This window comes from Pedobacter sp. PF22-3, from assembly GCF_026239555.1.
Taxonomy (GTDB): domain Bacteria; phylum Bacteroidota; class Bacteroidia; order Sphingobacteriales; family Sphingobacteriaceae; genus Pedobacter.
In genome coordinates, this window is record NZ_JAPIVP010000002.1 from 332,559 (window position 1) to 351,070 (window position 18,512).

Here is an 18,512-nt window from a genome sequence, read left to right on the forward strand (position 1 = left end):
TTTATTTTTTATACAGCGCATAGGTTTTCCCTACATCTGTTTTAATATCATATAATTGAGTTTCAGGCAAATCTACAGCTACAGCAGGCGCTAGTTTGGAAATAATCGGTTTTGGCGTTTTTGTCATGAAGAAAAAAGGATTTTGATTCTCACCAGCTGCATTTTTGGCTTCAAGTTTGGATAAGTTTAATTCATTAGGCACCCTGATCCGTAAATTTCCGCCCAACCGCGATTTAATCACAAGTTTAGTGATCATGCCGTTTACCCATTCCAGTTTAACAATCTCAAATCCTCCCTTTGCACGTAAACCACTAACATGTCCATTTGATTTCCAGACATCCGGAAGTGCAGGCAGAAGTTGAATGGCGCCATTATCTGATTGCATCAGCATCTCTGCTATACCCGAAGTGCATCCAAAATTACCATCAATCTGAAAAGGCGGGTGCGCATCAAATAGATTATTATAAGTACCACCGCTTGCCCGGTTTCCACCCACGGGCGTTAACTGGTTCTGAATAAGTTTGTAGGCATGGTTTCCGTCAAGCAGCCTTGCCCACCAGTTCACTTTCCATCCCATGCTCCATCCGGTAGAAACATCGCCACGCTGGTTCAGGGTCTTTTTGGCTGCTAAATACAATTCAGGGGTTTGGTATGGCGAAATTTGAGCGGATGGAAATAAACCATATAAATGAGATACATGCCGGTGATTATCGTTTGGATCGTCAATATCATCAATCCATTCCTGCAACTGGCCGTATTGCCCAACCTGCATTGGTGGGAGCTGGCTGCGCATTTTTTTTAAGGTATCTGCAAAAGCTTTATCTCCACCGAGAATTTCTCCCGCACGAATGACAGTGCTGAAAACATCATATACAATTTGATTACTCATTGTGGTTCCTGCATCGAGCGAGGAGCCCTGATGCGCCGGAGGGGCATTTTCGGGCGACATATCCGGATTAATGACCAAATAGCCTCTTTTAGGATCTTTAACCAGGAAATCAACATAAAACATGGCCGCTCCTTTTAAAGTTGGATAGGCTGTTTTAAGAAATAACCGATCTCCGCTGTAAAGATAGTGTTCCCACAGATGCTGACTGGCCCAACCGCCACCATGAGTCCATGCGCCCCAGAATGCACCATCTACAGCACCGGTTGTTCTCCAGATATCTGTATTATGATGCGCCATCCATCCCCTGGCGCCGTACATATCGTGGGCGGTCTGTTTTCCGGTTTCTCCCAGTTCCTGAACCATTTTTAAAAAAGGTTCATGCAATTCGGCCAGATTTGTTTTCTCGGCAGGCCAATAGTTCATTTCCGCATTAATATTAATGGTATACTTACTATCCCATGGTGGATATAATTTATTATTCCAGATACCCTGCAGGTTAGCAGGCTGCCCACCAGGCTGAGAACTGGAAATGAGCAGGTAGCGTCCATATTGAAAATACAGGGCTGCAAACTGCGGATCATTAACCGAATTGAAATTCTTAAGCCTGATATCAGTGGGTACATGTTCAAAATCGTTTGTCCCTAACGATAAATCTACCCGATTAAAATATTTGTGATACTGTAATTGATGTGCTTTTAAAACAGCCTCAAATTTTTTAGGCCATGCACGGTTTAGCATTTCCCTGGCCTTTAACTTTTCATCCCCGCTGATATCTTTATAATTGATAAAGTTGGTGGCAATAGCTAAATAAATGGTTACGGCGTTCGCATTTTCTACCACAATTGTACGCTCGGTACTGGAGATTTTGCCGCCAATATTCTTAAATGCCGCGATCCCATCAAAGCGGACGAGACCCTTTACGCCCTCATGCGCGGTGGAGGTTCCGGTAATTTCAATTTGTCCTGGCACATGCGTGTTGATTTTCGCACTGGGTTGCAGGGAAGATAATGAAGCCGTAAAACTTAATGCACCTGGTTTACTCGAGCTCAGCTCAATCGCAATTACCCCATCGGCCAGTGAGGCCAGAACCTGCCTGGTGTAAACCACATCTTTTACCTGATAGGTAGTGGTACTTACTGCATTACTGATGTCTAGTTCTCGGTAAAAGTTTGTATAGGCTTCATGACCAGCAAAATCCAGGTGCAAATCTGCAACAGGTTGAAAAATCTGTCCCTGAGACTTTTTGCTGATGATAACTTTATTGGAGAGCATTTCTGCCTGTTTTTGTTTACCTTCAAAAATAAGTGTTCTAATGCGTGCCAATGAATCTAATGCCAAGGGATTATCATTTCTGTTGGGGCTCCCACTCCAAAGGCTATGCTCATTTAATTGAATAATTTCATTAACCACATTTCCATATACCATTGCGCCAAGCCGCCCGTTGCCAACAGGTAATGCGTTCTCCCAAATTTGTCCGGACGGGTTATTGTACCATAATTTTAATTTTGGTTTTGGTTTTTGCTGAGCAGCACCTGAGAAAACAACATTAATGAAGAGCAGCAGTAGCGCAAAGTTTTTCATGGAGCAAATAATCAGTGGTTAAGGATTTAGACTATACTTTTGAAAGGCAGCCTGATCAACAGGTTTAAATAACAACTGACTAAACAGGTACAGATCATTTTTCCATACTTTAAAATCATGCACACCTGGTTCAACATAATAAATATGCGGAATATTTTTCTCCGCCAGATACTCATGCGTACGTTGAGAGAAATTAAGCAATCTATCGTTGTCACCACAAGAAATCCAAAGCAATTTAAGCATGGTTTTAGCTTTGGCCGGATCTGGCAATAATTCTGCAGGCGCCTTGGTATTCGGAGCAGAAGAGAAACCACCAACCCAGGCAAATGTATCTAAATTACCCAAACCAAAATTTAAGGATTGACCACCGCCCATAGACAATCCGGCAAGAGCTCTGTGTTCCCTGTCTTTAAAAACAGGATAATTTTTTTCTACGTATGGGATCAGATCCTGCAACAAATCCTTTTCAAAGGTTGCAAAGGCAGCAACTTTTTCTGGTGCCATAATATTTCCGGTAGCACGATCATCTTTCATCGCCCTGCCGTTCGGCATCACCACCAACATAGGTTCAAGTTTTCCTGCGGCATACAGATTATCGAAAATTACCTGAGGTTTACCACCATTAAGCCATTCCTTTTCATCTCCACCGATACCATGGAGCAAATATAAAACAGGGTATTTTTTAGTTTTCAGATAACCCGGAGGAAAATAAATAGTGGCTTTCCTGGTTACCCCAACAGTTTTTGATGCATACTGGACCGTATCTATTTTTCCATGGGGGATGTTTTCCTGGTTAACATCAAAACCTGCAGGCGCGGTAGGAATCTGCTTTTGTGCCAAAACTGCAGTTTGAATAAAAAGCAGTATGGCTAAGATGGAGATTAATCGTTTCATTTTTTTGGTTAGAGGTGATTGGCAGAAACAATGAAGTAACTGCCAGAATTAATTATTACTACAAACTTAAGTGCATCGCACCGCAGCATGATGGAACCATTGATTATTTTGAGTGCAAAAATGTTCAAAAATGCCTTTGAGCTAAACAAATCATCATTTATTTAAAAATCTTTAATGAACTTCGGTAATAGATACTTTCGGAAAAGGAAAAACAATTGACCGTATACATCACTAAGCTAAGAAAAAATTAGCGTTACCAGCCATTTTTTAGCAATCGATTGCACAAAAAAGCCAGATTGATGTATTCTAAATATTTTTAAGTGATCAAGCCTAAAAACCAAATATGAAACACACCATTATAGCGCAGGGAAATATCGTTCCTCAAATTAAAAAGCAAATTAAAAATGTGATGATGTGCGATCAAAAGATCCTTGAAAATAATACTGGTCTGCTATGAAAATGATCCAAACCATGCGCTGGTACGGCCCCGATGATCTAGTTACGCTAGCCGATATTCTACAGGCAGGCTGTACAGGCGTAGTAACTGCTTTACATCACATCGCTGTTGGCGAAATCTGGTCTGAGGAAGAAATATTAGCCCGAAAATCACTTATTGAATCTTCTGGCCTGGTATGGGAAGTGGTAGAAAGTTTACCCGTACATGAAGACATTAAAAAGCGGCAGGGAGAATATCAGCTATGGATTGAAAATTATAAAATTAGTCTGAAAAACCTGGCCAACTGCGGAATCAAAGTGATTACTTACAATTTCATGCCGGTGTTAGACTGGATGCGGACAGATTTAAAATATAAAACCCGCACTGGCGCACTCGCTTTAAGATTTGAGAAAACAGCATTCATTGCTTTTGACCTTTATCTGTTAAACCGACCTGGAGCAAGCGCTGATTATACGCCACAAGAATTGGAAGATGCCAAAAGTTTCTTTATTAAACTTACCCCACAAGAGCAGCGCACTTTAATGAGTAGCTGTTTACAGGGTTTGCCGGGAAGTAAAGATCATTTCACTAAAGATCAGGTGCTTACTTTACTGGAAGGATATAAAAACATTTCTGCAGCAACACTGAGTGATAATTTGATCAGTTTTTTGGAGGAAATCACGCCTACCGCCGATCAAAGTGGGCTACAGTTAGCCATACATCCGGATGATCCTCCCTACCCGATTTTAGGTTTGCCAAGAATTATGAGTACAGAAGCACATGCGCAAAAAATATTAAAAGCGGTGCCTGCGTCATCAAATGGAATCTGTTTTTGCAGTGGTTCTTTTGGTGCCAGGCCAGATAATGATTTAAAGGGAATGATTGAACGGTTGGGAAACAAAATATATTTCCTGCACCTGCGAAGCGTGCAACGAGAGGATAACGGCAATTTTTATGAAGCTAATCACCTGGAAGGAAATGCAGATATGAGCGGTTTGGTAAGAGCTATTCTAAAACTCATGCATTCCGAAAACCGTGCGATCCCTATGCGTCCCGATCATGGCCATCAAATGCTTGATGATCTGGATAAAAGTCCCTACCCAGGTTATTCTGCGATAGGAAGACTGAAAGGACTTGCCGAACTGCGCGGACTCGAATTGGGCATCAGCGAAACTTTAAAAACAAAAAACTTACATCATTAAATACCCGGGTAATTTTTAGTTGAGCTTAAATATAAAAACCAGCAAAAACCCAGGCATATATCTTCAATAACCAAATACAATTATGAAAAAAATCTTTTATTTATTCTTACTGTGCTTCACTACACAAGCATTTGCACAGATAAAATTTACGAATCCCATTCTTGCCGGTTTTTATCCGGATCCAAGTATCACGAAAGTAGGATCTGATTATTACCTGGTTAATTCTACCTTTTCTTATTTTCCGGGTATCCCTGTTTTTCACAGTAAGGATTTAAAAAACTGGAAACAGATTGGAAATGTAATTGAGCGAAATTCACAGATGACTTTTCTGGGCGATGGAACCTCACGTGGTTTGTTCGCGCCTTCTATCAATTACCATAAGGGAACCTTTTATATGACCTGTACCAATATAGACAAGGGCGGAAATTTTGTGATGACGGCTAAAAATCCTGCAGGCCCATGGAGCGACCCGGTATGGTTACGCGAAGTACGGGGAATAGATCCATCTTTATTTTTTGATGAAGATAAAGCCTATATCGTTTACAATAGTGATGCCCCAGACAATAAGCCACTTTATAGTGGCCACCGTACCATCCGCACCTATGAATTTGATCCCGCAACGCTAAAAGTTAAGGGGGAAGAACATTTGCTTGTAAATGGTGGAGTAGATATTTCAAAAAAACCGGTATGGATTGAGGGACCACACATTTTTAAACGCGGAGACTGGTATTACATCTGCGCTGCTGAGGGTGGAACGAGTGTAAATCATTCCCAGGTTATCCTTAGAAGTCGGGCTGCTAACGGCCCATATGTGCCCTATGAAAAAAATCCAATTCTAACACAACGGGATTTAGATCCAAACCGTGCAAATCCGATAACTTCTACCGGCCATGCAGAATTGGTTGAAGGCCCTGATGGAAAAACTTATGCCATTTTCCTTGCCGTGCGCCCATATGAAGGAAATTTTTACAACACCGGAAGGGAAACTTTTATTGCGCCAGTTAAATGGACAAATGGATGGCCTGTAATTAATCCCGGTTTAAAGGAAGTTCAATATCAGTACTCAGCAGATTATAAAGAAATCAAGCAAGCAGGCGCGCCACCACAAAACGGAAACTTTTCTTATCGCACCACATTCGATAAAGATTTGGATCCATCGCTATTATTTTTAAGAAAAAACGACAGCTCATGGTATAAACTTGATAAGAAAAATGGACTAACGATGAAACTTAAGCCCGAAACCTGCATGGAAAAAACAAATCCGGCTTTTTTAGGAAAGAGACAGCAACATATGTTCTGTTCGGCAAGTACAGCGCTTCATTTTTTGCCAAAATCTGAAAATGAGAAAGCAGGATTTATGATTTTCCAGGGGGAATTTAATTTCTACTTCATGTGTAAATCTATTAAAGAAAATGCAGCTGTAATTCAGCTCTTTAAAGGCGATAAGGCTACCAATAAAATGGTATTACTTACAGAATTGCCTTTACCTAACTCATCAGCCGATCTTCAGCTGGAGATTGAAGCTAAAGGTGGCCTGTATGATTTCAAATATCGTCAGGGAAATAGTGGCGACTGGTTGATGCTGAAAAAAGACGTTGATGGCAAGTATTTAAGTACGCAGGCTGCCGGCGGCTTTATCGGTTCGCTTTTCGCGCTGTATGCTACATCTTCTGGCCAACCAAGCGATAATACAGCAAGCTTTAAGTGGCTGGATTATAGCGGGAATGATAAAATTTATCATTCGAAATAACTTAAACTCACGCAAGTTTCCAAACGAGCGTCGATAATAATGGGTTTACTGACAAAACGATAAAATTGTTAAGCTACCTACGCACTCGTTAAAAACGAGCGCGGGCTTTTAAGATTTATATAAAAATTCGTCATTGCGAGAAGGAACGACGAAGCAATCTTTCCTGTTGAAAAGATTGCTTCGTCGGCTGAAAATGCCTCCTCGCAATGACGATCACTCTTGAGGTTCGTCACCCTGAACTTTTTTCAGGGTCCTTTACGCAAAAAACTGATCTTGTGCCCGAATTTCAGAACATGCTGTCAACTTAATGGCTTCGCGTAGCTACGAAATTAGAGCGTGATGGAAATATAAAATCCTCATCCTTAGAGATATTAAGCAGATAATATCCCTCAGAGAATCGTCATTCCCAGGTGGATCGGAGATCTTAAAACGCTTGTATTAAGATCCCCGCCTGCGCGGGAATGACGAATCTATTGGTGGATTTGTCTTTGATCGCACCGCAGGTAGTTAACCCTTATTCGGTTTTATAAGCTCAATCGTGCCATCTTTAAGGTGATGAAGTTCAGTTACTTTCACATTTCTTAAATGTGTTTTTCCCGAGAGCTGGGTATCGTGATAAAAAATATACCACTTACCTTTAATTTCAACAATGGAATGATGAGTAGTCCAGCCCTCTACAGGTGTCATGAAAGTGCCTTGATATTTAAAAGGACCCCATGGATTATCTGATATTGCCGATGCCAGAAAATGGGTATCACCTGTTGAATAGGTAAAATAATACTTCCCGTTATATTTGTGCATCCAGGCACCTTCAAAAAATCTGCGATCATGATCTTTTGTAAGAAGCGGTTTACCTTGCGGATCTAAAATGACCACATCTTTCACCTTCCCATCAAAAGCCATCATATCCTTGCTTAGTTTTACCACTTTTGCACTCAAAGCAGGTTCGTTTTCTTGTTGAGAATCGGTTTTAGAACCATTTGGATCATATTTCCCATCTTTCCAGCGTTGAAGCTGTCCGCCCCAGATGCCGCCAAAATACATGTAGCTGCTGCCATCTGTATCGGTAAAAACTGCAGGATCAATACTAAAACTGCCTTCAATTGGCTCTTTAGCTGCTTTAAACGGTCCAGCCGGATACTTCGAGGTTGCCACCCCTATCCTGAAAACGTCATTTTTATCCTTCACAGGAAAATAGAGATAGTAAGTACCATTTTTATAGGCCGCATCCGGTGCCCATAATTGCCTGCCTGCCCATGGAATATCACTTACAGATAGTGCAGGTTCATGAATGGTTACCTTACCACCAATGCTGTCCATACTCAGAATCCGATAATCTTTCATATCAAAATGATCACCATTATCATTTTCTTTCACACCCGATTCGATATCATGCGATGGGTAGATGTAAATTTTACCATTGAATACGTGCGCAGAAGGATCTGCAGTATAAATTTCTTTCACCAATGGCTCAGAAAGATATTGTTTCTGCTCTGTTTTTGAAGTTTCCTTTTCCTCAGCATGCTTCTTTTTTTCCTGGCAGGAACTTCCTAAAGCAACAATTAGGGCAATGCCCAAAATAGATTGGCTTTTAATTTTTAGATTCATTATTATTCATTTTTGGTTAAATACGATTAATGAGAGTTTTATCCCAATCTGGGCTAAATCATTTATTTAGCTTTAAAATCCTATAGAATTACCTCCATCAACAGGCAACACGACACCAGTTACATAAGAAGAACTGTCTGAGCATAAATAATAAACCGCTTCAGCTACATCTTTAGGCTCTCCCATCCTGCCCATAGGGGTTCTTGAAATCACTTTTTGCCTTCGCTCAGGATCAGCGTCTAATGCTTTTGCAGACATCGCTGTTTTTATAAATCCTGGCGCCACACAATTAACACGAATTCCAAGTGGTGAAAGTTCGGTTGCCATGGCTCTGGTCATCCCTTCAATTCCGGTTTTAGCAGCAGAATAGGCAATTACTTTTGGGATTCCGTATTGGGCAGCCATGGAGCTGATATTAACAATGGCCCCTTGCTGAGCAATTATCATCTTTTTAACTACTTCCCGGCTTATAGAAAATACAGATTGAAGATTAGTCTGCAAAACCGATTCAAATTCTTCATCAGTAACTTCAACAAATGCTTTTTTCATGTTTATTCCGGCATTATTTACCAAAACATCTATTCTTGAAAATTTAGTATAGATATTTTCAATTAAATTGGGTATTTCTCCAGGTTCTGAAAGATCGCAGACGAAATAGGAAGCACGTCCACCTAAATCTGCAGCTACAGCTTTCAAATGATCTTCGTTTCTACCTACCATCACCACATGCATTCCTTTATCAACAAGTAAGCCCGAAATTGCCAGCCCCAGTCCGGATGCACCACCAGTTACGATGGCCACTTTTGTTAACCCTGATTCCATTACTATAAATTATTTTAATACGGTTGATCTTAACTTATTATTGATGTTTATTTATTTGGTTAAAATTTTGCCAATTTTTTCGGATAAAATGCATTCAAAAACGATAGGTGAGGCAAAAGATAAAACTATGTTAAAAGAAGAATTTAGTATGGAAACTTTGAATAATATGCTAGCAGAAATGTTGATTATTAATTAAAAAAATCTCCCTGGCAACTACTTATTTTATTGCGTAGCCAATATAAACCCATACTTAAAGAGATTCGGTTGGTTAACAACAAGCAATAGAATGATTGGGTAAATTTTAATCATATGAGCATTTTTTATGATAAAAAGTGCTACTGCCAATCTGCAGCATTTAATACTTTAGTGTGAGGTATAAAGATGAATCAGTATGAAAAAATTAACCGCAAACAAGGTAAAACAGGCCATAACATATTCAAACAAAACGATAGGCATAAGATTAGGAATTATCGTGTTACTTGCATTAATGTGCTGTGATAGTGAAAAATCATATGCTCAGGACCCTAAATTATATGTTTTTTTGAGTTTTGGTCAATCTAATATGGAAGGTAATGCGCCTTTCGAACCTCAGGATACAACCGTTAACAATAGATTTAGTGTGCTCCAGGCAGTTGACTGTCCGGAATTAGGCAGAAAAAAAGACAATTGGTACACGGCTAAACCACCTTTATGCCGATGCAAAACCGGCTTAACGCCAATGGATTATTTCGGACGAAACCTTTTGGATTCATTGCCCAAAGATGTACGCATCGGGATTATTAATGTAGCCGTTGGTGGTTGCAAAATTGAATTATTTGATAAAGATAATTATCAAACCTATACGGCTACTGCGCCAGAATGGATGAAATCGCCCTTAAATGAATATGGCGGAAACCCGTACGGCCGTTTAGTGGAGTTAGCCAAAATTGCCCAGCAATCAGGGGTAATAAAAGGCATTCTGATGCACCAGGGCGAATCCAATACCGGCGATCAGGAATGGCCTAAAAAAGTGAAAGGGGTTTATGAAAACCTCATCAGGGATTTGAATTTAAATCCAGCTACTACGCCCCTTCTCGCTGGCGAAGTGGTTCATGCAGATCAGGGAGGGATATGCGCATCAATGAACAAAATTATTGCAACGTTGCCAACAATAATTCCCAATGCACACATCATATCATCAGCTGGCTGTACCGCTGCAGCAGATCATTTACATTTCAATGCACAAGGCTACCGCATGCTTGGCGAGCGTTATGCTAAAACAATGATTTCTTTGTTAAAATAATATCAAAAATGCAGAAAAAAACATTTGGAATATCACTGTTTACGGGTTTACTATCAGTATTATCCTGCTTTGCCCAAAACCCAATTATTCAGACTTATTATACCGCTGATCCGGCACCAATGGTTCACAATGGAACCGTTTACCTCTACACCTCTCATGATGAAGATGTTACCGTGAAAAATTTTTTCACTATGAATGATTGGCGGTGTTATTCATCAAAGGATATGGTTAACTGGACTGACCACGGCGCTATTTTATCTTATAAAGATTTTAGCTGGTCGCGTGGTGATGCATGGGCTGGCCAGTGCATATTCAGGGATGGAAAATTCTACTACTACTTACCCGTGAACCAAAAAAATGGCGGAAACGCGATTGGTGTTGCCATCTCCGACAGTCCGACAGCAGGCTTTAAAGATGCAATAGGAAAGCCATTGCTTTCAGGCTTTGGCTACATTGATCCAACTGTTTTTATCGATGATGAAGGGCAGGCCTATCTATATTGGGGCAATCCCCAATTATATTATGTAAAACTGAATAAGGATATGGTCTCTTATGATGAAAAAGTTGGGATCGTGAAAGTGCCGCTAGACAAGCAGGGTTTTAGTGCGAGGAAAAAAGATCCGGAAAAAAGACCATCGGAATATGAGGAAGGACCATGGTTCTTTAAACGGAAAAGCAAATATTACCTGATTTATCCGGCCGGTGGCGTTCCCGAACATTTGGCTTATTCTACCAGCCAAGGCCCAACAGGACCATGGATATATGGAGATACGATCATGAAAGTGATCGAAGATCGTGGTGCATTCACCAACCACCCCGGCTATATTGATTTTAAAGGTCAGTCTTATTTATTTTATCATGACGGCGCTTTACCTGGTGGCGGAGGCTTTAAACGTTCGGTTTGTATAGAACCATTCAGTTTTAACCCTGATGGATCCATTCCGAGAATTAACCGCACAAAAGCAGGCGTATTGAAAAGCGCTGCAAACCTAAATCCCTATAACCGCGTTGAAGCTGAAACCATTGCATGGTCTGAAGGTGTAAAAACCGCCAAAGATAGCTTAACAGGGGCCATTTATGTATCCAATATTGACAATGGCGATTATATCAAAATCCGTAGTGTAGATTTTGGCAAAGGTGCTACGAAGTTTGAAGCAACCGTAGCCTCCTTATCCTCAAAAGGAAATATAGAACTTCGGGCAGATGGTTTAAACGGCAAGCTGCTGGGAAAACTAGAAGTAAAATCAACCAAAAATACTCGGGATTGGAAAGCCCAGCTTTGTAAAATAAACCAGATTACTGGTGTATACGACCTTTATTTGGTATTCAAAGGTGAGGGTAATGACCTGTTTAATTTTGACTCCTGGCGTTTGATCCGCTAATAGCAGGTCGTTTAATCACCTCAGGTTCCAGCGCTGTAGAGCTCACATGAATATGTCTAACTGCGGTTCCTTATCAGGACTAAGTGAATTAAATGGAATTATGGATAGAAAAATCCACATCAGTCCTTAAAATAAATCTAAATGGTAAAAACACATATAAAAATGGTAAAGAAATTCAGAGTAGGCGCAAGCTTACTTTTAAGTTTCATAACGCTGGGTACTTTAGCCCAAAATCCTATTATACAGACTAAATTTACGGCCGATCCGGCACCAATGGTATATAAAGATACCGTATACCTGTACACCTCCCATGATGAAGATAATGCGGGGCCTGGAATGGGTAAATTCCTGATGAAGGATTGGCTTCTTTATACTTCGACAGACATGGTAAACTGGACAGACCACGGCGCTATTGCATCTCTGAAAAACTTCGCTTGGGGAAAGCAGGATAACGGAGCCTGGGCACCACAATGTATTGAGCGTAATGGAAAATTCTACCTGTATTGTCCGGTACAGGGCAGTGGCATTGGGGTCCTGGTAGCAGACAGTCCTTATGGACCATTTAAAGACCCTATTGGAAAAAGGCTTATTGATGATGACCATCTGTGGAATGATATTGATCCCTCCGTATTTATTGATGATGACGGACAAGCCTATCTGTATTGGGGAAATCCAAACCTCTGGTATGTAAAGTTAAATAAAGACATGATTTCCTATTCCGGGGAAATCGTTAAAGTAAAAGATGTAGGTAAAGAAAAAGGGCAAACCAAAGCTGATGCTTACCACTACCAGGAAGGCCCGTGGACTTATAAACGTAATGACCATTACTATCTCGCCTATGCCTCTACTTGTTGCCCGGAAGGGATTGCTTACGCAATGAGCAAAAATGCAACCGGTCCCTGGGACTATAAGGGTTACCTGATGAAACCAAATGAAAAATCTTCAGGAAATCACCCCGGAATCATTGACTATAAGGGTAAATCATATTTGTTTGGTTTTAATTTCCGGTTAAATTTTATGATCACCGATAAACACCATGAAAGGCGCTCGGTTTGTGTAGAAGAACTCAGGTACAACCCGGATGGCACCATCCAGGAGTTGCCATGGTGGTCGGAAACCGGAGTGAAACAAGTCGGTAATTTGAGTCCTTTCAAACGTACCCAAGCTGAGACAATAAACTGGGCTGAAGGCATTAAAGCAGAAAAAGACGCTGTAAACGGGCGTATTTTCACCACCAATAAACAGGAAGGTGCCTTCATCAAAATTAAAGGTGTCGATTTTAAAAGTGGTGCTAAAAAGTTTGAAGCCAGTTTAAATTCTCTTACCGGCGGAGGAAAGCTGGAAATCAGGATTGATGATCAAAATGGCAGGCTAACCGGAACGCTTCCCGTAAAAAATAAAGATATTACATGGGAAACAATCTCCTGTACGCTTAATCAGGTAAAGGGCGAGCACGACCTGTTCCTGATATTTAAAGAGGGGACATTCAGTTTAGACTGGTGGAAGATGATAAAAAAATAAATCCAGATTGATAAAACTGTTGGTTGGTTGGGCCTTTGAATTAAATGCTAAGTTTCGAATTGTTTTATTCCATTTTTTAATCGTTCCGAGGATTTACTGCCAAAATTATTTTAAAGTCATAAAACGAAAAATTGGTTAATCTAATCCTATTCAGTTAATTATTTTAGTGAAAGCGAAATAACTTTGAGGATTTTAAGAATATCTGATTTTAATTGCGTTGCTTAAACGCTGTTTTTATGGATTATGGAAAAAAACAATAAACGTTACTATAACATTTAAAAATTTTTCCTAATTTTCAGTTTTCAAAACTGACCCTGATCAATCTAAACCAAATAAGCTTATTCCGTTGTGATGAATATCCCCAAATCTTTAGCTATGAATTATTTTAAAGGCATTTTACTGGTAATGGCATTGGTTGCCAGCCACGTTATATCTTTTGCCCAAGACCTGAACGTTACAAGTCCGGATCAGAAATTGATGGTTAAGCTTTATTTAAATGAGGGTAAACTTTATTATAATGTAACATTACAGGGAAAAGAAATGATTGAGCGGTCTCCTTTAGGACTTCGTGGAAGCCAGATGGATTTATCATCTGGTTTAAAGCTAATAGACAAACAATTGCGACAAATAAATGAGCATTACAATGAACCAAAAATCAAGATCAGTAGTGTAAACTATCAGGCAAACGAGCTGATCTGTAAGTTCGAGAATGCGAAAAAGAATCAGCTTGAAGTAACATTCCGTGTAAGCAATAACAATATTGCTTTTAGATACCAGGTGCCGCAAACCAGTGAAACTGCAAACTTTATCATTGAAGAAGAATTGAGCGGATACAAATTTCCGGCCAACACCACTACTTTTTTAACGCCACAGGCTACCCCTATGATTGGCTGGATGAAAACCAAACCTAGCTACGAAGAAGAATATACGCCCGATCAGGCAATGGGTGTCCCTTCAAAATATGGTGTGGGTTATACATTTCCTGCGCTTTTCCATTTAGGAAATGAAGGATGGGTATTACTCTCCGAAACAGGTGTTAATTCGCTATATTGCGGATCAAAGTTGAGTGAAGGAACCAAAGACGGCAATTACAAAATAGCCTTCCCTGAACCAGGTGAAAACAATGGAATGGGACGTGCAAATCCAACGATTCCGCTTCCAGGCCACACCCCTTGGCGCACCATCACCGTTGGCACTACCCTAAAGCCCGTTGCGGAAACAACCATTCCTTTTGATGTTGTTGAACCGCAGTACCAGGCTTCAAAACAATACACTTTTGGACGTTCAACCTGGAGTTGGTTGTTATGGCAGGATCCCAGTATTAAATATGATGACCAAAAAACGTTTATCGATCTGGCTGCTTCAATGGGTTACGAGTTTGCCCTGATTGATGGTGGATGGGAAAAAAATATCGGCTATAAAAAAATCGAAGAATTGATCGCCTATGCTAAAACCAAGGGTGTTGGCATTTGCCTATGGTACAACTCCAACGGATTCTGGAATGATGCTCCTCAAGACCCTAAAAGCCGGATGAACACGGCTTCGGCTAGAAAGCAGGAAATGGCGTGGATGCAGCGAATGGGTGTTAAGGGTATTAAGGTCGATTTCTTTGGTGGCGATAAGCAGGAAACGATGAAGCTATATGAAGACATCCTGTCTGATGCCAATACTTTTGGTTTGACAGTAATTTTCCATGGTTGCACAATACCCCGAGGCTGGGAACGCATGTATCCCAATTATGTGGGAAGTGAAGCCGTTCTAGCATCAGAGAATCTGATATTTGGGCAACATGCGAATGATAATGAAGCTTTCAATGCCAGCCTTCACCCCTTTATCCGGAATGCTGTAGGCGCAATGGAATTCGGGCCTGTACTCTTAAACAAGCGCCACAATAAGACAAATGATGGTGGTACCATCAGAAAAACTACTGAAACCTTTCAGATTGCAACTGCGGTACTTTTCCAGAGCCCGGTACAAAACTTCGGCATTACGCCAAATAACTTAACTGATGTTGCACCTCATGTGATTGATTTTATGAAAAAAGTGCCTACCACCTGGGATAATACCGTTTTCATTGATGGATATCCTGGAAAATATTGTGTACTGGCACGTCGCCATGGCGATACATGGTATGTAGCGGCCATAAACGCTGAAACTACAGAGAAAACAATCAATATTTCGCTCCCGATGTTATCGGGCACAGATATTACCTTATACACAGATGCCGACGATCGTTCACCTCAAATAAAACAGCTGAAGTTAAACAAGACAAAACAATTAAAAGTAAAACTTTTACCGGGCGGGGCAAATGTAATTGTGGCCAAATAGATTTATTATTTGGCCATCATCTGAACTGAACCTTATGTCATCCTGAGCGGAGTTGAAGGATCTTTTAGCCAAATTATCTAGTTACTTAAGGTATCTTATTAGCGTGACTCCACTAAGCAATGTTCCTCTCGGGCAACTCCAAACCAGCTTTTCAATTAAAGCGGTAGTGATCGAAAATTAATTCCCCTTATGTCATTCTGAGTGGAGTCGAAGGATCTTTTAGCCAAATTATCCAGTTACTTAAAGTATCTTAGTAGCCTGAGTTCACTAAGCAATGTTCCTCTCGGGCAACTCCAAACCAGCTTTTCAATTAAAGCGGTAGTCATCCAAAATTAATTCCCTTTATGTCATCCTGAGCGGAGTCGAAGGATCTTTTAGCCAAATTATCCAGTTACTTAAAGTATCTTAATGGCCTGAGTTCACTAAGCAATGTTCCTCTCGGGCAACTCCAAACCAGCTTTTCAATTAAAGCGGTAGTCATCCAAAATTAATTCCCTTTATGTCATCCTGAGCGGAGTCGAAGGATCTTTTAGCCAAATTATCTAGTTACTTAAAGTATCTTAGTAGCCTGAGTTCACTAAACAATGTTCCTCTCGGGCAACTCCAAACCAACTTTTCAATTAAAGCGGTAGTCATCCAAAATTAATTCCCTTTATGTCATCCTGAGCGGAGTCGAAGGATCTTTTAGCCAAACTAAAATGGTTGCAGAAAACAGCCTAATTCAAGTACTTGCAATGGCAGTTGTAAAAATCTCAATAATTACTGCCGGACAAAACATCTTATTTACGTAATTATTTTCTCCTCAGATGCTGAAAAATCAAACCCTTTTGGGAGTATGTTTTATGTAACGAAATTGAAACATTTGCATTCTGATAATGTTATTTCCCCAATCAAAAATGAACAACATGAATAATAATTTTACAAAATCTACGATGTTGATTGCTTTATTAAGCTTATCAACTCAACTGTTTGCGCAAGAAACGCCAACAACCTCAGAGCGGTTCGGCAAACAATCTTTAAGAACATGGAGTGTTGGAGCCCACGGAGGTATACTTAGTCAGAATACATTTTTAGGTAGAGGGAGTGTTAAAGCCAGAGAATTTAAAAGCATTGGTTACGGCGCCTTTATCAAAAAGCAAATTTTGCCAGCATTAGGTCTACAGGCCGATTTTCTTCGCGGAGAAATCAAAACTTTAAATAGTACCAGCACGATTGAGCAAGTGAACAGCATCAACTGGTCTGGTTCCCTAACTGCAGTATTAAATATTGCCAACTTTAGTCTGAATACACAGAACGCAGTATTGATTCCTTACGTTAAGGCAGGTGCCGGATACATGTCATCAGATTCAAAAGTAGCTAATGTTGACATTTTTACTGAAAGAGAAGGATGGTATATCCCAACAGGCGTTGGATTTAAATTCGGCGTAGCCAAAGGAATCAATATTGATTTGGGTTACGACATTAATTTCATTAAATCTTCTCCTACCGTTAAAAATGCATACAACGAAAGCAGATTCTCTTATGCGCATGCAGGATTGGAATTTGCGCTTGGAAATAAAGAAAATTCTCAATTGCAAAACTATAGTGCGGTTGCAGACCTGAGAAAACAAAGTGCAGAAGAAAGTGCCGAATTAAGAAGAGCATTATCTACCGCCGAGCAAAATGCCGCAAGAGACCGTGAGCAATATGCCAAAGATTTAGGCGATGATGACAATGATGGTGTGGCAAACAAATTTGATAAATGCCCTGGAACTGCAGCAGCAACTGTTGTGGACGGATCAGGATGCCCGATAGCCGTTACACAAACCGTTATTAAAGAAACAACTGTAGTAACCGAAGCAGATCGCAAAATTTTAAGAGATGCCATTTCAAATCTTGAATTTGATTTAGGTAAATCAACCATCCGTGCAAAATCTTACACCACATTAAATCGTGTTGCTGCATTGTTAATCGAGAAAAATTTCAGTTTAAAATTAGCCGGCCATACCGATAATACAGGTGGCAGAGAATTAAATCTGCGCTTATCTAAAGAAAGAGCTGAATCTGTTAAAGCTTATTTGGTTTCTCAAGGTGCAAATGCATCCAGAATAGAGGCAACAGGTTATGGCCCCGATCAACCTATAGCAAGCAATAAAACTGCCGCAGGCCGTCAGGAAAACCGTCGAGTAGAATTCACATTATATTAATTTTTATAAACAATCAATCATCATGAAAAATTTTCTAGCAACAGTAATTATCTCTGCAACAACCATTTTTGCGGCAAATGCCCAGATCCAAAAAGGCAACGTAATGGTTGGCGGAAACTTAACCAACATTAACCTTGGTTTGGATAACCCAAAAATATTCAGTGTAGACATTACCCCAAAGGCAGCCTGGTTTATTCAGGATAACGTTGCAGTGGGTGGTTATGTAAATTTCGGTTTAAAAACAGCAAAAAACTCAAGTACTACAACCAGTTATGGCGTTGGTGCATTGGGCCGCTATTATACCGGAAAAGATGTTGAGGTGTTACGCCACGGACGTTTATTTGCAGAAGCTACTGTTGGTATTGGTGGTGTTAATGTGAGCAATGGCGGTGGTAATACAAACGGATTAAACTTAAGCGTTGGTCCAGGTTTTGCCTATTTCATTACACCAAATATTGGTCTTGAGACTTTGTTAAAATACAATGGCCTGGTTGGTTTTGGAAGCGCAACAACCCAAAATAACCTGAACCTTTCTTTCGGATTTCAGATTTATTTGCCGGGACAAAGAGCAGCTAACAAAGTTAAAAGAGACATCAATAACTAAAACTAAAAATAAAGAAGCTGCTTTCCT

At 40.2% G+C, this 18,512-nt stretch carries 12 protein-coding genes; 8 read left to right on the forward strand and 4 right to left on the reverse strand.

Features of this window, described 5'->3' with window-relative positions:
* Position 1: 1 nt before the first annotated feature.
* Together OQX63_RS04520 and OQX63_RS04525 are read right to left on the reverse strand one after the other, a co-directional pair.
* The gene (locus tag OQX63_RS04520; protein ID WP_265849692.1) at positions 2-2,470 is read right to left on the reverse strand and encodes a glycoside hydrolase family 95 protein; all 2,469 of its coding nucleotides are present in this window, start codon (positions 2,468-2,470) and stop codon (positions 2-4) included.
* An 18-nt stretch (positions 2,471-2,488) separates the two neighbouring features.
* The gene (locus OQX63_RS04525; protein ID WP_265849693.1) at positions 2,489-3,364 is read right to left on the reverse strand and encodes an alpha/beta hydrolase; all 876 of its coding nucleotides are present in this window, start codon (positions 3,362-3,364) and stop codon (positions 2,489-2,491) included.
* Positions 3,365-3,817: 453 nt separating this feature from the next.
* Here OQX63_RS04525 and uxuA point away from each other — a divergent pair, with 453 nt between their 5' ends.
* A complete protein-coding gene (gene uxuA, locus OQX63_RS04530) occupies positions 3,818-5,002 on the forward strand; it encodes a mannonate dehydratase (protein ID WP_265849694.1) in 1,185 nt (394 codons plus the stop codon).
* Between the two features lie 82 nt (positions 5,003-5,084).
* Positions 5,085-6,752: a glycoside hydrolase family 43 protein gene (locus OQX63_RS04535; protein WP_265849695.1), complete on the forward strand. Its 1,668-nt coding sequence runs from the start codon at positions 5,085-5,087 to the stop codon at positions 6,750-6,752.
* 507 nt (positions 6,753-7,259) lie between these two features.
* Here the strand turns inward: OQX63_RS04535 and OQX63_RS04540 are convergent.
* Positions 7,260-8,360 (reverse strand): glycoside hydrolase family 43 protein, encoded by a 1,101-nt coding sequence (locus OQX63_RS04540; protein WP_265849696.1) that lies wholly within the window; start codon positions 8,358-8,360, stop codon positions 7,260-7,262.
* Between the two features lie 72 nt (positions 8,361-8,432).
* Positions 8,433-9,182, reverse strand: a complete 750-nt coding sequence (locus OQX63_RS04545; protein ID WP_265849697.1) for an SDR family NAD(P)-dependent oxidoreductase — start codon at positions 9,180-9,182, stop codon at positions 8,433-8,435.
* A gap of 391 nt (positions 9,183-9,573) precedes the next feature.
* Between OQX63_RS04545 and OQX63_RS04550 the strand changes: the two genes are divergently transcribed.
* From OQX63_RS04550 to OQX63_RS04575, 6 genes are all read left to right on the forward strand, one after another.
* Positions 9,574-10,464, forward strand: a complete 891-nt coding sequence (locus OQX63_RS04550; protein WP_265849698.1) for a sialate O-acetylesterase — start codon at positions 9,574-9,576, stop codon at positions 10,462-10,464.
* An 8-nt stretch (positions 10,465-10,472) separates the two neighbouring features.
* Positions 10,473-11,846, forward strand: coding sequence for a glycoside hydrolase family 43 protein (locus OQX63_RS04555; protein ID WP_265849699.1), 1,374 nt, complete (start codon positions 10,473-10,475; stop codon positions 11,844-11,846).
* Positions 11,847-11,987: 141 nt separating this feature from the next.
* Positions 11,988-13,367: a glycoside hydrolase family 43 protein gene (locus OQX63_RS04560; RefSeq protein ID WP_265849700.1), complete on the forward strand. Its 1,380-nt coding sequence runs from the start codon at positions 11,988-11,990 to the stop codon at positions 13,365-13,367.
* Between the two features lie 375 nt (positions 13,368-13,742).
* Positions 13,743-15,695, forward strand: coding sequence for a glycoside hydrolase family 97 protein (locus OQX63_RS04565; RefSeq protein WP_265849701.1), 1,953 nt, complete (start codon positions 13,743-13,745; stop codon positions 15,693-15,695).
* Between the two features lie 905 nt (positions 15,696-16,600).
* The gene (locus OQX63_RS04570) at positions 16,601-17,881 is read left to right on the forward strand and encodes an OmpA family protein (protein WP_265849702.1); all 1,281 of its coding nucleotides are present in this window, start codon (positions 16,601-16,603) and stop codon (positions 17,879-17,881) included.
* 22 nt (positions 17,882-17,903) lie between these two features.
* Positions 17,904-18,485, forward strand: coding sequence for a hypothetical protein (locus OQX63_RS04575; protein ID WP_265849703.1), 582 nt, complete (start codon positions 17,904-17,906; stop codon positions 18,483-18,485).
* Positions 18,486-18,512 lie beyond the last annotated feature (27 nt).

Bases quoted from the DNA above. Each gene is read 5' to 3' on its own strand.
- OQX63_RS04520 (WP_265849692.1), bottom strand. From the start codon at position 2,470: ATGAAAAACTTTGCGCTACTGCTGCTCTTCATTAATGTTGTTTTCTCA.
- OQX63_RS04525 (WP_265849693.1), bottom strand. From the start codon at position 3,364: ATGAAACGATTAATCTCCATCTTAGCCATACTGCTTTTTATTCAAACT.
- uxuA (WP_265849694.1), top strand. From the start codon at position 3,818: ATGAAAATGATCCAAACCATGCGCTGGTACGGCCCCGATGATCTAGTT.
- OQX63_RS04535 (WP_265849695.1), top strand. From the start codon at position 5,085: ATGAAAAAAATCTTTTATTTATTCTTACTGTGCTTCACTACACAAGCA.
- OQX63_RS04540 (WP_265849696.1), bottom strand. From the start codon at position 8,360: ATGAATCTAAAAATTAAAAGCCAATCTATTTTGGGCATTGCCCTAATT.
- OQX63_RS04545 (WP_265849697.1), bottom strand. From the start codon at position 9,182: ATGGAATCAGGGTTAACAAAAGTGGCCATCGTAACTGGTGGTGCATCC.
- OQX63_RS04550 (WP_265849698.1), top strand. From the start codon at position 9,574: ATGAAAAAATTAACCGCAAACAAGGTAAAACAGGCCATAACATATTCA.
- OQX63_RS04555 (WP_265849699.1), top strand. From the start codon at position 10,473: ATGCAGAAAAAAACATTTGGAATATCACTGTTTACGGGTTTACTATCA.
- OQX63_RS04560 (WP_265849700.1), top strand. From the start codon at position 11,988: ATGGTAAAAACACATATAAAAATGGTAAAGAAATTCAGAGTAGGCGCA.
- OQX63_RS04565 (WP_265849701.1), top strand. From the start codon at position 13,743: ATGAATTATTTTAAAGGCATTTTACTGGTAATGGCATTGGTTGCCAGC.
- OQX63_RS04570 (WP_265849702.1), top strand. From the start codon at position 16,601: ATGAATAATAATTTTACAAAATCTACGATGTTGATTGCTTTATTAAGC.
- OQX63_RS04575 (WP_265849703.1), top strand. From the start codon at position 17,904: ATGAAAAATTTTCTAGCAACAGTAATTATCTCTGCAACAACCATTTTT.